Origin of the sequence: Kamptonema sp. UHCC 0994 (assembly GCF_029167235.1) — a bacterium.
Lineage (GTDB): Bacteria > Cyanobacteriota > Cyanobacteriia > Cyanobacteriales > Microcoleaceae > Kamptonema.
The window spans coordinates 1-13,387 of the sequence record NZ_JARFTR010000174.1; the positions used below are offsets into that span (position 1 = coordinate 1).

Consider the following 13,387-nt stretch of genomic DNA (forward strand, 5'->3'; position numbering starts at 1 on the left):
GTCAAGTCACCGCCAAGATGGCGGCGTTACATAAGTAATGCGTAAGTCCTAAATTACTAACTACAATTAGACGTTAATAATTGGCAGAAATTAGCCGTAAACTGCCTCTGGGCGTATAATCAAATCGCCTGTAGGACGACGATCTAAGACGTAAGAACTAAAGCGATCGCGCGCGACATCAAAATGCTGTGCAAGTCGTTCTTTAACGGCTCCATCATTCATATTGGGCGTGATGCCTAGCTGTTCCTCTGCGACATCGTAAGAACGCCCTTCAAAACGAATATGAACCATGCTGACACCTCCTATGAATATTTTGGATTTTGGATTTTGGATTTTGGATTTGGTAGCTTGTCTGTTCTGTAATAATGTTCGTTCTAAGATTGATTGATATTTAGTTGTCAAGGTTCAGATAGGGCTTTTGCTGTAGAGGTTTTTGACCTCTCCTCTACTTGCCACATCTACATACTACACAAACACTACAAGACTGTCAAGGGGTTGGGAAAATTTTTTTTTCAGCATCTGGGAAAAGGCTTGTAACTCATATCTTGTAACAGTTATAGCAGTCACCAAGGCGATTAGAACGTTCTGAGTTCCACCAAACTCGCTGATTCTATTCCCTTCTTCCCCTTCTTTCCCTTCTTCCCCTAGCCCCTAGCCCCTAGCCCCTAGCCCCTAGCCATCTTGGCGGTTAGGACATAATTGATTGCTATATACAGTCCTTCATGCCCTTTTCTAGACGTTCTAGCAATGTATCTACGTCCGTTGCAGCTTCCTCAAAACAAGCAGCAGGTGAGGGTTCCGGTTCAAATTGGATCATTTTAACTTGACCTTCACCAATGCTAATAATCACCACTTCTTTCTCAGGATTGTGAGCATCTAAAACTCCCAAAATCTCCTGAATATGATCCTTAACATTCCGGTTCAGCGTTTCTATCGCCTCTCTACTACAATATACAAAATGTGGTGTGGGTTCAATATCAATTCCCAGAGTTTGATCGCTTTCTTTACCGCGTTCTAATAATAACCCCCAAGCTAAAGCCGCTATTTCTTGCTGATTAGCTTTGATAAATTTATCTAATTTACGTCGCCAGTTGTTTTCGTCTTGATCCTGCGGAGGGACACCAAATAATAACATTTTATCCTCTTGTTTATTGTCAATTCGGGAGATAATAATAAGTCCCGATCCACCTACTTACTCCCCTACAATATTTGATTTTAAACCAGATTGTACGCGCCAAAGTGCTGCATAAACTGCATTTTGTTCGAGTAGTTGTTCGTGCCTTCCCCATTCTACCAGCCTTCCCTGTTCCATTACATAGATACAGTCAGCATTGCGGACGGTAGAAAGACGGTGTGCGATCGCGATCGTTGTCCGATTTTTCGTAATCCGTTCCAGGGATCGCTGAATTGCTGCCTCAGTTTCATTATCTACGGCCGATGTCGCTTCATCAAGGATTAAAATTGGCGGATTCTTCAAAACTGCCCGTGCGATCGCAATCCGCTGTCTCTGTCCCCCCGATAATTTTTGACCGCGCTCCCCTACAATTGTTTCATAACCTTGCGGCAATTCCTTAATAAATTCCTCAGCTTCCGCAATTTTAGCCGCTACTGCGATTTGTTTAGGTGTTGCATCAAAAGTGCCATAGGCGATATTTTCTGCTACCGTACCGTGAAATAAAAACACATCCTGACTTACTAACCCAATCGCCCGCCGTAAATCCTTCAAATTGAGTTTATTTAAGTCAATTCCATCCAGCGTAATTCTACCTGATTGTACCTCGTAAAACCTTAATAATAATTTTACGAGCGTACTTTTTCCAGAACCAGTCGAACCGACAATAGCAATAGTTTTACCCGCTGGAATCTTCAGAGAAAAATACCGAATTACTGGCTGTCTTTGATGATAGGCAAAGGTGACATTTTCAAATTCCAAATCTCCCCTGACAGCACTAACTGGCAACCGCATATCTCCAGTGGGAATTGCAATCGGAGTATCCAGTAAATTCATCACTCGATTTGTAGAAGCCATCGCCCGCTGATACTGATCGAGAGTGTCCCCCAACCGAGTCAAAGGCCAAAGCAATCGCTGTGTTAAAAATACCAGTACGCTATAAGTACCGACAGACATTCTGCCGGCGACTGTTTCCATCCCACCCACTAGCAAAGTAGCTGTAAAACCTAATAAAACAATCACTCGAATTACAGGAATAAAAGCAGCAGAAAGCATGATTGCCCGACGATTACTTTGCCGATAAGCTTCGCTTTCTTTCTCAATTCGCTTAATTTCATACTCTTCTGAGGTAAAACTTTTAATTGTTGTAATTCCGCTTAAGTTATTTGCTAATTGGCCGTTAAGTAAGCCTACTTTCTCGCGCACATCGGCATAACGGGGAGCGAGATAGCCCTGAAAAGCAATGGAACCCCAGATAATAAATGGCATGGGTAACATCGCCAACCAAGCTACGTTTGGAGATGCCAGAAAGAAAGCGCCCCCAACAATTATCACTGTCGTTACGAGTTGGAGCAAGTCATTTGCACCAGCATCTAAAAAGCGCTCCAATTGATTGATATCATCGTTCAGTACAGACATCAATCCACCTAAGCTCCGCTCTTCAAAGTAAGCTAATTCTAATTCTTGGAGGTGACTATAGGCATTGATCCGTAAGTCATGTTCAATGTTCTGAGCCAAATTTCGCCAGAACCAATCGTAGGCATATTCAAAAACAGATTCCAGTCCCCAAATAATGAAACTGAGAAGAGTAAGTATTAAGAGTTGGGAAAAGACATCTTGTACGCCCCATTGAGCGATGAATGAATCTTCTTTTTTTACTACTACGTCAACTGCTGCACCGATTAATGCTGGCGGTGCTAAGTCGAAAATTTTATTTAAAATTGAGCAAATACTTGCCAGCCAAATTTGCACGCGGTAACGTCGTCCATATTTGAGCAGGCGATTGAGAGGGGGTGTAGATTTAGAGGGATTTGGTGACAATTTAGGATTTAGGTAAGTGGGTAAATTTCTTATTTTGTACTACCTCTTATCACCTGCCAGGGGTTAAAACCGACTGTGGAAGAATGAGGCGGAAGCCAGAATATAATGTTTTATTTGTTCTAAATTCTTCCTCTTTCATTCTTACATTTACTCTATTTTAATTCATTCATATCTTACACCAGTGGCAACAACTGCCAGGGGTTAAAAACCCTGTCTTCTAGCGAAAGTCCTCGCTTAGTGGACTAAAAACCTTCATTTCAGTTGTTCAGTCGGTTTTAACCGACTTTTGCTGTTAGACGGGGGTTTTAACCCCTGGCGGGTGATAAGAGAATGGTACAATATCTGAATTTTAACCGACTTTCGCTATTAAGCGGGGACTTTTATCGCCGATCGCCTAACGGGTAGATTAAGAGTCAACAACTGCTTTGATTTTGACGTACCTAGAGCGTGTTTAATTACGCTTTAAATGTCAGCACTGGCTGCATTATAGCCACGATGTCAACCATTTTAGCTTCAACTTGAGCATTAATCGCTGGTTGAATTGGTTTGTAGGCGGCTGGTGCTTCTTCTATTCTACGCTCCTCCCGTAGAGTGATGCAATCTACTCCGGTTAAACCCAAGTTTTCTTCTGTTTTGTCTGCACCTTGGCGGGTGAGATCGAAGCGCGATCGCGCTCTACCTGCACCGTGAGATGCTGAATTAAGAAATTGTGGATTTCCGAGGCCAACTAACAGATAAGACGGCGCACCCATTGAACCGGGGACGATCGCAGGTTGTCCAGAATGGGCGGGACAAGCGCCTTTGCGCGTTACCCAGTCGGCACCTTCAGCTAAGGTGATATTGTGGGGTAAATCGTAGACTAGAGGGGCCTCGATATCGCCGTAAACTTGTCGCAGTCGCAAACGTAGCAATTCTGCTAGCAGCAGGCGGTTGAGAAAACCGTAGTTAGCAGCGGTTGCTTCTGCTTGTAAGTAGTCTGCAACGAGGTTGGGGGTGTCGTGGACTGAAAGGGGGAAAAGCCGAGATTCGGGGGTTTTGAGGTGCTTTGGCCAGGCTTCCCGTGCGCGATCGCGCCACATTCCGCCGATGTATTTGCCAACATTGCGCGATCCTGAGTGAATCATAAAGGCGAGTTGACCCGATCGCACTCCCCAATTGTAAGCATAAGCCTTGTCTACAACTTCCTCAACTACCTGAATTTCTACGAAATGATTACCGCCGCCGATGGTTGCAAGTCCGCCGTCGCGGACGATTCCACTGCTGGGTACGAGTTCGGCGGGGGCCCATTTTACGTCCCCATTCATGGAACCGCTTAAATAGACGCGATCGCACTCCTTGGTCAACTGTTCCCAGTCAGAATCGATCGCGCTGCCAGTTGCCTTATCCAGCATACCATCCAGCCATCCGGGAATGCCGTATTGGAACATGGAACGGGCGGTTTTGGCTGTCATGGTGACATCACGAGTGCCGAAAAAGTAGTCGCCTTTCATCAATTCTACAAAGCGATCGCGCTTTTCTAGGAAGCGATCGATCGTCAAGTCGGCGACGTGCAAACGCATCCCGCAGTTGATGTCGGAACCGACAGCAGCGGGAACGATAATTCCTTGGGTTTCGACTACGGAACCGATCGCGACTCCTGCATCTCCGGGATGGAAGTCTGGAGTCGCGATCGCGCAGCAAACACAACCGCCTTTGGGATGGCGAACTTGTGCTAAATTCGCCAATTGTTTAAGCGCTTTTGCTTCCACTGGGAAACCCTCTGGGAGCAAAATTTCTGCTGTTTTAGCCGCGCGATCGTCCCCGTCAAATTTTAGGGAACTATTGAGACAAATCGAGTAAACTTTGTTGTTGTAACTGACATCCAAACCCTCACGAGCTAAAGCTCGCAGGAGCCGATTTAGATTTTTTGGCTGCTGCATAAGTAGTTTCTGGCAAGTTGCAGAGCAACCTCCATGAAGAGATAATTTTTGAAGAGTTAAAAGACTTAGGTTCAGCAGCCGCAGTCTTTTTGTAGAAAAGTTGAAGGCAACTTTTTACATTAACTAGATTGTGCCATATAATTTTAGAGATGTCAACTGCATGACAAAAAAGTTAAAATTACAGTAATAGTTCGCTGTAGCCTTAACCTATGACTACTTTAATTTCCCAATTCCGCCAAGGCGCGATCGCTAATGAGTTTCCCAAGTGGATACCTGCTACTTGGGAGGATTATTTGGTATATCGCGACGATCCTACCTCTGAGAAAGTCAGACTGTTCTTTAATGGCAACTACCTTTTTGTTGATGATATGAGTGGTGAAGGAATTAATCATGCTAGTATTGCTCGTCTTTTTGCAATGCTATTTTGTTTCTGGTTCAACCGCTTTAGCGAACAAACAGCCAGCGATTTAGGTGGTTGTTTAATCGAAAAGCCAAACACGCGAGCCGCATCGCCAGATTTAGTCTTATATATCGGTGAAGGTGTACCGCAATGGCAAGAAGGGGAACCACGCCGAATTAATTTGAATCAATGGCGAGTTCCCGATTTAGTAGGCGAAGTTGGAGATACTACTTTAGCTACTGATTTAGATGAAAAGAAAAAACTCTATGCAGATTTAGGTATCCCTGAATATTGGGCAATTGATGTTAAGGGAAAACGAGTTTTTGCATTCCGGTTACAGTCAACTGGAAATTACGCACAAATCCAAGAGTCTGTAGCTTTAGAGGGGTTGCCAATTGCTTTACTAGAAGAAACTTTAGAACGTTTAAATCAGGGAACTAATATTAGTGCAGCGGGATGGTTTGCACAGGCGATCGCTAGTCTGAGTGCAGAGTAATATCATGTCCGGCAAATTACTTACGATCTGTCATTGCGAGCCAAGCGAAGCGCGTCAAGCGAAGCGCAGTTGCGAGGCTTCCGAAGCAATCTGAGGGTGTTGCGAGCTCGGCGAAGCAAACTAATCCCGAAGCAATCGCAGAGACTAGGCGATTGCTTCGCTTGGCTCGCAATGACAAGTATTTAAAATGACAAGTATTTAAGCGGACATGATATAATATCAATTCTAAAAAGTTATGCAGCAACAATATTAGTGGCGAGGTCAGAAACCGGGTTTCTTCGTAGATATTTAATTGAGAATCAGGTATTTTTCTAAGAAACCCGGTTTCTTTGCGTAAGTTCTCAATAATTTAAAAACATATCAACTAAGTAAAACGACCCGGAGATAATTGTAGAATAAATTCATCATCTCCACCCACAGCACAATTAGCAAATCGCTTAGCTAGAGGCGGTACAAATACTAAAGGATTACTAAATCCAGAAAATATATGTATTCCCTCAACATTAGGAATTGCGCCAATTAAAGGCAGGCGATCGCAACTAAAAGCTACTAAACAATCATACCAAGTACCCGGTAACTTTTCTAAAGCAGGTAAAAATTTGCCCACACCTGCGCGAATTGCGGCCTCACTTTCAGCGCGATCGACAGTAGCATCTGGATCGCTTAACACGCGAGATAATTGCCCCATACGGATGCTACCATCTTGGAATTGAATCGCACCCGCATCTAACACTGGCGCTGCTAGCAGGTTTCCGGGTTGATCCCACAGCGCATCTACCTCAATTGCACTCGCCGCCGCTTCCATTGGGAAACGTTGGAGCACTGCTTGCATGATTAACGATCGCACTTTCACCTCACCCCCAATTTCAGGCGGTATTTCCAACATCTCAGCGCGGGTGAAATACAGTCGCAGAGGAATCCCTGCTGTTTTTAACAGCATTCGACTCAAACCACCAGCGCAAACCGCCACATTCTCCGCCAGATAAGTCTCCGTCGCCGTTTTAACTCCAGAAACGCGATCGCCTTCCCGGACAAATCCTCTCACCTGAACAAATTCGATGGAACCACCCAAACCTACAAAGCGATCGCAGTAACCCTGAGTTGTTGCTGTTGGCGAAATATGACCGTGCGGGACAGTAAGAGCACCCGCGATCGCCTTTGGATTCAGCAGAGGTTCCAACTCGCAAGCCGCCTCAACACTCAAAAGCCGAGGCGCGATCGCAAACTGCGCGTAGCTAGCAGCAACTTTTTCAGGATCGTCAACAGCAGCAATTGTCAACAACAAATCTAGTTCTCGAAACTGAGTATCGGTATCTAACTCTTCAGATAAATAGCGGTGAATTTCAATTCCCTCGTGACACAATTGACGAGTTAAATCTGTCGTACCAGACCAAAACGCAAGACCACCGTAACTAAACCGGGTAGCATTTTTTACTAAATCATTTTGCTCTAATAATAATACCGTCAAACCTTTTTTTGCCAGTTCGTAACCAAGAGTTGCACCTGTAATCCCAGCGCCGACAATAATCCAGTCGAAAGTTTTCATTATGTAGTTGAGAGTTGCGGATTTATACAATTTTAAACAAAAATATGCCCGCAGGAAGACATCGCCTTCGATGTCGGTGGCTGAAACTTACCCCCCTTGAGAGATGCTTTCCGGTGGCATTTTTTTGTTCAATAGTACGTAATCTTACACCAAAAGTAAACTCTTGCTAGATCGGCAGCTAAAATCACGGGAAACCCTGCGGATAACGCAAAAGCAAGAATGTAAAACGAAAAAATTTGAAACACCCAAGAGGAATTTATGAGTAGCGACAATCCTAAAGCAATTAACGACATTAATCGCGCCACAAATCCCGGCGATCGTATCTCCGATCAGCCCCAATCCATCGAAGAAAAAGCCCAGCAACTGGCCGTAGATCATGTTCCCGACATCACAGGAGACAATATTACAGTTCCTACTTACTTTATTGTCGAAGAACCGGACGAGGAAAAGAAAGCTCTTCACCACGTCAAGGATGCTGAAGAAATTTCCGATGTAATTAGACAAGCTCGTACTGATGAAAATGGTGAGCGCGTGTGGTCGTAAATTTCATTCCACAATCAGAATCTCTTAACTCTTTCAACACTTATTTAACGGAGAAATCATGGAAATAAATCAAAGAGATACTGCACCTTTCCCAAATATCCCACCGATTTTGGAAAGTCTAGATTCCGAGTATAATGACAGTGGCATAACCAGTTCCCTTAACATTGCAGGTCATCCCCTCCACCCCGTAATTGTAATCTTCCCAGTTGCATTTTTAGTGGGAGCTGCGGGTAGTGATATCGGCTATTGGCTGACAAGCGATCCCTTTTGGGCGAGAGCATCAGTTTGGCTGATTGGCGCAGGTTTTGTGAGTGGTATTTTAGCAGGAATTACGGGCTTTTTGGACTTCTCAAGAATTAAAAGAGTCCGCGATCGCAGTGCTGGCTGGTTGCACATGGCTGGTAATGTTACAGCCTTAGTATTGTCCCTGATTAATTGGGTAATGCGCCTTGGCGATCCAATCGCAGCTATATTACCAATAGGTATGACAATTTCTATCATTGTCGCAACTTTGTTAGGAATTACTGGTTGGTTTGGTGGCGAACTGACCTTCCGGCACAAGGTTGGTGTGATCGGCTCTAGTAGCCCAATTCGCTAGCTACTAATACCAACAGTTAACAGTTAACAGTTAACAGTTAACTGTTAACTGTAATTCTAACTCTTTCTTTCTGGGAAAAGTTGACACGCCCTATCAGTTGGCTTATTAACTTGAGCTAATTGAGACTTCACAAATCGATCCATCCAATTTTCCAAATAAGCCCGATTAGCCTTTTGTTCCTCTGCATCAGAAGTATCCATCGGATAAGGTGCTAGCCCTAAAATTGCGGCCGTCGTCACGCAAAACATTGACTTCTGAAAACTCTGACAAATTTGCACCCGCAAATCATCTTCACCTCGGCAACTGATGCGATAAATTTCGTGTAAATACTCTGGCAAAAAATGACGCATATCCTGCATTGCTTGAGTTGGCGGAATCCCCGCTCCTCCTATCGGCAAAGGGTCAGCATATAAAGCACCGTAGGCAAATTCTGCTTGATTTGAGGAAATTTGATGAGCTTGAGCATTATAGGAAGTTACCCCAAAGAAAGGAGTTCCCCGGAAGAAAATTGCTTCGACATAAGGCACGGCGGTATCTGCTAAAAATGTCAAGCCAGCAGCAGCAGGAATGATATCATAGACTTCATTTCCAATTTTAACCCTGTAGGTAATCGGGTTATTTGCCGCCTTTACTAAAGCAGATTTAATATGTTCTACAACTTCTGGAATTGATTTAATTTCTCCGTTGTCATAGCGATCGGATAAGGCAATAAACATATCGCTCATCACTCGCCAGAATTGCCCTAAACCGCTGTAGTAAGCTAGCACTCGCACTTGTTCAGGCAAAAAATCTGGGAATAGTTGATTGAGTCCTTGAATCGGCCAATTGCCTTTAAGTTTAGCTTTGATTGCCTTTTCAGCGAGGCGGCTAAATTCTGGGGAATCTAAATAAGTATCTAAACCGCCACCCCCGTGCCAAAGCATCGTTTTCATACAATACTCGGCATACTCATAATTGATGCGATCGTGCCATAAGTAACGTAGCAATTTAGGCAGATTAATTTCGCCATTAAAGTATTTAAAAAAGGGGAAAAGTTCTAAAAATTGATGGTCGGCGATGTAGATTAGATTGTCGGAATAAGCACCGATTACCACACCGTAACTTTTTAGAATCCCTACAACTTCTACGATATTTTCGGCTGAGTCTGGAAGTAAAGCTTCTCCAGATTCTAAACGTTCGATGTAAGCGCTTAGAATATGGGTAGATGGTTTTAATGCGGTTCTTGTCATCTGGGTTCACCCTCTATAACTATTTTTATCTTTTCTTATTATTAAGGAATGAGATGCTTGTTTACTAAAGCTTTGATTCAAAGCTTTGGGATAGTTGAACTACAGAATGCACTGGCGCTACCATTGCTGTGACTGTGGCCTCGCTGAGTCTCACTACTACTGAGGGCAGCACTCCTAAAATGACAATAATTACAGTTAGTATTATTGGCGGAATGCGATCCCGCCACATTACTTGCGGTAAGTTAATCACTAAATCGGAAAGTCGGCCGAAAAAGGCGCGGTTGACCATGATTAAAAAGTATACTGAAGTTAAGCCCGTGCCAATCATGCACAGCAATGTTTGCACGGGAAATGCTGGCATACTACCCCGAAATACCAAAAATTCGGCAATGAATCCAGACATACCGGGGATGCCTGCACTTGCCATTACTCCTAAAATCATTAAACTGCCAATCATTGGCAATCCTCGTTCGGGATTGAGTAAACCTTTGATGATGTCTAAATCGCGACTGCCGGATTTTTTGTAAACAACGCCGACGGTGAGAAATAGTAGCCCAGAAATTAAACCGTGACTGACCATTTGTAAGACAGTTCCGATTAAGCTCACGGGAGTTGCAGCGGCACTTCCTAATAGGATATAACCCATATGGGCGATAGAACTATAGGCTACCATTTTTTTCATGTCTTTTTGCGCGATCGCGCAACTTGCCCCATAAAGAATGCTGACAACTGCCCAACTCGCTAGCCAAGGAGATACGATCCCCCACGCTTCTGGAAATAAACATAACCCAAAGCGCAACATACCATAAGTACCTAATTTCAGTAGTACGCCTGCTAGTAATACTGAAACTGGTGTTGAAGCTTCAACGTGAGCATCAGGAAGCCAAGTATGAAAGGGTACTAGAGGAATTTTAATTCCAAATGCTACCAAAATCCCAGATAGTAAAATGACTTGGGTTTTTATGGGCAAAGAAGATGTTTGCAAAGCTTCTAAATCAAACGTAGAAGCACCACTGAGCCAAACTACACCTAAGAAAGATGCTAATACCAAAATTCCAGCAACCGCAGTGTAGAGCAAAAATTTAGTAGCTGCATAGCCTCTGCGAGCGCCTCCCCAGATGGCAATTAACAGATAAAGGGGGATCAGCTCTATCTCAAAAAATAGAAAGAAAAGCAGCAAATTTTGAGCTAAGAATGCACCAGAAACACCGCCAGTAATCAGCAGTATTAAAGCATAATAAACTCTAGGTCTGCGGATGGATTCATCTGTGCTATAAATGGCTATACCTGTTAATAAGGTATTTAAAATTATCAAAGGCAAAGATAAGCCATCAACGCCGAGGTTGTAGTTTAATCCCAAGGGTTCGATCCAGGGAAGAAATTCAGAAAACTGTAAACCGCTGAAATTAGCATCAAACTGAGTTGCTAAGAATGCAGACCAAAGAAAAGCTGCACCGGAAATTGCGAACGCGATCTTCCGAGAAATGTTAGGCGCGATTACTCCTGGCCAAAACCCAATGATAGCCGCTCCTAATATTGGTATCCAGATTAAAGCACTAAGCATCAATTAAATCCCCCCCCCTATTTCAAAACCTATTAAATTTAAGACAGATCGGCTCAAAATCTATTCTGCTAATTTGCAAAATAACCCTAATCCATTAAAACCTAAAACGCAGACAAACGCAAATCACTCAATCTCTACATTCATCTGCTTTAATCGGCTGTTAAAAAATTCCAATCATCAAGAATAACAACATCCCTACCCCCACAATAATAGTTAGGACATAAAATTGTGACTGCCCAGTAACGCCATATTTCAAACCTTCACCTCCAAAAAGAGTAGCCAAACCAAATAAATTAACCACTCCATCGATCGCATAGCGGTCAACCCAAGCACTAGCTTTTGAAATCGCCTCAACTGCCAACACTACAGTTAACCGATAAACCCGGTCAATATAGAAGCCATAAGCAAACAAATCCTGCAAATACTTACTCGGTAGACGTACTGGTTTCGGCCAGAAATCGTAAATGTAAATTGCACCTCCAATTACCGCCCCAACAAAACCAGAAAGTGCCAACAAAGGTACCTCTAACTGATTAATAACTTCTTCCCAAGAAAAAACATCAGAAGTATCAACCCAAGGGCCCGTCCAACTAATTAATAACTGCCACTTCTGCAACATCACAGGCATTAATAGCGCTACCACTGTCATAGATACCATTGGCAAAGCCATCGGCCATGCTACCTCTGGAGCTCTGCGAGTTTTCGGCTGCGGTTTTCCCGCAAACACCAAACCAAACACGCGAGTTAAATTTAAAGCTGTTAAACAATTTACCAACAGCAACACTGCAACTAGCCACCAAGGAACTGTCCAGAAACCATGAATCCAGCGCCGCATTGCCCAAAAACTACCTAGGGGTAGTAGGGCTACCATACTCGCAGCGCCGACAAGGTAAGCGATCGTTGTCGCCGGCATTTTCGACCACAAACCGCCCATTTCTGTCAAGTCTTGAGTGTTAGTTGTTAAAATGATGGAGCCAACGCTCATAAATATTAGGGCCTTGGCGATCGCATGGGTAAATAGCAACAGCAGAGCTATATCTACATGATTCTGCCCTACTGCGATGAACACCAAACCTAAATAAGCACTCGTAGAATGGGAAAATGCCCGCTTAATATCAATTTGGGCGATCGCCACCAGCGAAGCCCCGATCGCAGTCACCGTCCCAATAATCTCTAAAGTCATACCAGTCAGCGGCGACAGCGCTAAAACAGGCTGTAGCTTAATCAGCACATAAGCCCCCGTCGCCACCACCACTGTATTCCGCAAAATAGAAGCCGGACTCGGCCCTTCCATCGCCTCATCCAGCCACAAATGCAGCGGAAATTGAGCGCACTTACCAACTGGCCCAGCAATCAAAGCCAAACCTAACAAAGTCGCCGTCAGCGGCGGTAAAGTCGCAGTTTGCGCCCAACGTTCTAAATCCGCAAAATTCAAACTCCCCGCCAATGTCGAAAGCGTCACCACCCCCATCAGCAGCAACACATCACCTACCCGCTTCGTCAAAAACGCATCCCTAGCAGCCGTTACCACCAGCGGTTGGGCGTACCAGAACCCCACCAGTAGATAAGTCGAAAGCGTCAACATTTCCAGCAAAGCATAAGTTAGAAACAGCGAATCACTGATCGCAATCCCGCTAATCGCCCCTTCAAAAAAGCCCAATAGCGCAAAAAAACGAGCCAGAGCCCAATCTTTTTCCATGTATCCCAAGGCATAGATTTGCGCCATCAAGCTCAAACCAGTCACCAACTCCATCGCACCCACGCTCAAGGAGGAGATTTCCAGAGCAAAAGACAAATCTAAATCACCCACTTGTAGCCAATGCAGGAGTAACTGTTGAGGATCTTGGCCCCAAGTCGCCCTGAATAAAATTGACCCATGTACAAAGGCCAACACAGTCATCAATAAATTAAAGTAGGCCGCCGGCCGAGGGCCTGTTCTGCGGACGCTCCCAGTTGACCAAGGCAAGGTCAAAACCGCACCCAACAAGCCGTATAAAGGTATCCACCAACAGGTTTGCAGGAGGAACTGAGTCATTGAATTTATCCTTGAAATTTCACTTTGAAAAACTGCCCCCGCGAAGATCCGGGGGTTGGGGGATC

The 13,387-nt window shown here is 44.3% G+C and carries 11 protein-coding genes; 3 read left to right on the plus strand and 8 right to left on the minus strand.

Going from position 1 to position 13,387, the window contains the following annotated elements; translation table 11 throughout:
* Window positions 1-90: 90 nt before the first annotated feature.
* The 4 genes from PY364_RS16295 to PY364_RS16310 form a co-directional block, all read right to left on the minus strand.
* The gene (locus PY364_RS16295; RefSeq protein ID WP_275524061.1) at window positions 91-291 is read right to left on the minus strand and encodes a hypothetical protein; all 201 of its coding nucleotides are present in this window, start codon (window positions 289-291) and stop codon (window positions 91-93) included.
* Window positions 292-706: 415 nt separating this feature from the next.
* On the minus strand, window positions 707-1,135 hold the full coding sequence (locus PY364_RS16300; protein WP_275524063.1) for a hypothetical protein: 429 nt from the start codon (window positions 1,133-1,135) through the stop codon (window positions 707-709).
* A 57-nt stretch (window positions 1,136-1,192) separates the two neighbouring features.
* Complete coding sequence (locus PY364_RS16305; protein ID WP_275524065.1) at window positions 1,193-2,992, minus strand: ABC transporter ATP-binding protein; 1,800 nt, start codon at window positions 2,990-2,992, stop codon at window positions 1,193-1,195.
* Window positions 2,993-3,447: 455 nt separating this feature from the next.
* On the minus strand, window positions 3,448-4,911 hold the full coding sequence (locus PY364_RS16310; RefSeq protein WP_275524066.1) for an RtcB family protein: 1,464 nt from the start codon (window positions 4,909-4,911) through the stop codon (window positions 3,448-3,450).
* 209 nt (window positions 4,912-5,120) lie between these two features.
* Between PY364_RS16310 and PY364_RS16315 the strand changes: the two genes are divergently transcribed.
* Complete coding sequence (locus PY364_RS16315; protein ID WP_275524068.1) at window positions 5,121-5,807, plus strand: Uma2 family endonuclease; 687 nt, start codon at window positions 5,121-5,123, stop codon at window positions 5,805-5,807.
* 364 nt (window positions 5,808-6,171) lie between these two features.
* Here PY364_RS16315 and PY364_RS16320 read toward each other — a convergent pair whose 3' ends face one another.
* On the minus strand, window positions 6,172-7,353 hold the full coding sequence (locus PY364_RS16320) for an FAD-binding oxidoreductase (protein ID WP_275524069.1): 1,182 nt from the start codon (window positions 7,351-7,353) through the stop codon (window positions 6,172-6,174).
* A gap of 258 nt (window positions 7,354-7,611) precedes the next feature.
* Between PY364_RS16320 and PY364_RS16325 the strand changes: the two genes are divergently transcribed.
* The gene (locus PY364_RS16325) at window positions 7,612-7,896 is read left to right on the plus strand and encodes a hypothetical protein (RefSeq protein ID WP_275524070.1); all 285 of its coding nucleotides are present in this window, start codon (window positions 7,612-7,614) and stop codon (window positions 7,894-7,896) included.
* Window positions 7,897-7,954: 58 nt separating this feature from the next.
* On the plus strand, window positions 7,955-8,494 hold the full coding sequence (locus PY364_RS16330; protein WP_275524072.1) for a DUF2231 domain-containing protein: 540 nt from the start codon (window positions 7,955-7,957) through the stop codon (window positions 8,492-8,494).
* 56 nt (window positions 8,495-8,550) lie between these two features.
* On the opposite strand, the gene PY364_RS16335 is transcribed toward PY364_RS16330, so the two are convergent.
* The 3 genes from PY364_RS16335 to PY364_RS16345 all read right to left on the minus strand — a co-directional run bounded on the left by PY364_RS16335 (window position 8,551) and on the right by PY364_RS16345 (window position 13,322).
* A complete protein-coding gene (locus PY364_RS16335) occupies window positions 8,551-9,723 on the minus strand; it encodes a CO2 hydration protein (RefSeq protein ID WP_275524073.1) in 1,173 nt (390 codons plus the stop codon).
* Between the two features lie 64 nt (window positions 9,724-9,787).
* Window positions 9,788-11,287: an NADH-quinone oxidoreductase subunit M gene (locus tag PY364_RS16340; protein WP_275524074.1), complete on the minus strand. Its 1,500-nt coding sequence runs from the start codon at window positions 11,285-11,287 to the stop codon at window positions 9,788-9,790.
* 160 nt (window positions 11,288-11,447) lie between these two features.
* A complete protein-coding gene (locus PY364_RS16345; protein ID WP_275524075.1) occupies window positions 11,448-13,322 on the minus strand; it encodes an NAD(P)H-quinone oxidoreductase subunit F in 1,875 nt (624 codons plus the stop codon).
* Window positions 13,323-13,387 lie beyond the last annotated feature (65 nt).

What these genes read in the sequence shown, in the direction of transcription:
- PY364_RS16295 (WP_275524061.1), bottom strand. Translation starts at nt 291, where the DNA reads ATGGTTCATATTCGTTTTGAAGGGCGTTCTTACGATGTCGCAGAGGAA.
- PY364_RS16300 (WP_275524063.1), bottom strand. Translation starts at nt 1,135, where the DNA reads ATGTTATTATTTGGTGTCCCTCCGCAGGATCAAGACGAAAACAACTGG.
- PY364_RS16310 (WP_275524066.1), bottom strand. Translation starts at nt 4,911, where the DNA reads ATGCAGCAGCCAAAAAATCTAAATCGGCTCCTGCGAGCTTTAGCTCGT.
- PY364_RS16315 (WP_275524068.1), top strand. Translation starts at nt 5,121, where the DNA reads ATGACTACTTTAATTTCCCAATTCCGCCAAGGCGCGATCGCTAATGAG.
- PY364_RS16320 (WP_275524069.1), bottom strand. Translation starts at nt 7,353, where the DNA reads ATGAAAACTTTCGACTGGATTATTGTCGGCGCTGGGATTACAGGTGCA.
- PY364_RS16325 (WP_275524070.1), top strand. Translation starts at nt 7,612, where the DNA reads ATGAGTAGCGACAATCCTAAAGCAATTAACGACATTAATCGCGCCACA.
- PY364_RS16330 (WP_275524072.1), top strand. Translation starts at nt 7,955, where the DNA reads ATGGAAATAAATCAAAGAGATACTGCACCTTTCCCAAATATCCCACCG.
- PY364_RS16335 (WP_275524073.1), bottom strand. Translation starts at nt 9,723, where the DNA reads ATGACAAGAACCGCATTAAAACCATCTACCCATATTCTAAGCGCTTAC.
- PY364_RS16340 (WP_275524074.1), bottom strand. Translation starts at nt 11,287, where the DNA reads ATGCTTAGTGCTTTAATCTGGATACCAATATTAGGAGCGGCTATCATT.
- PY364_RS16345 (WP_275524075.1), bottom strand. Translation starts at nt 13,322, where the DNA reads ATGACTCAGTTCCTCCTGCAAACCTGTTGGTGGATACCTTTATACGGC.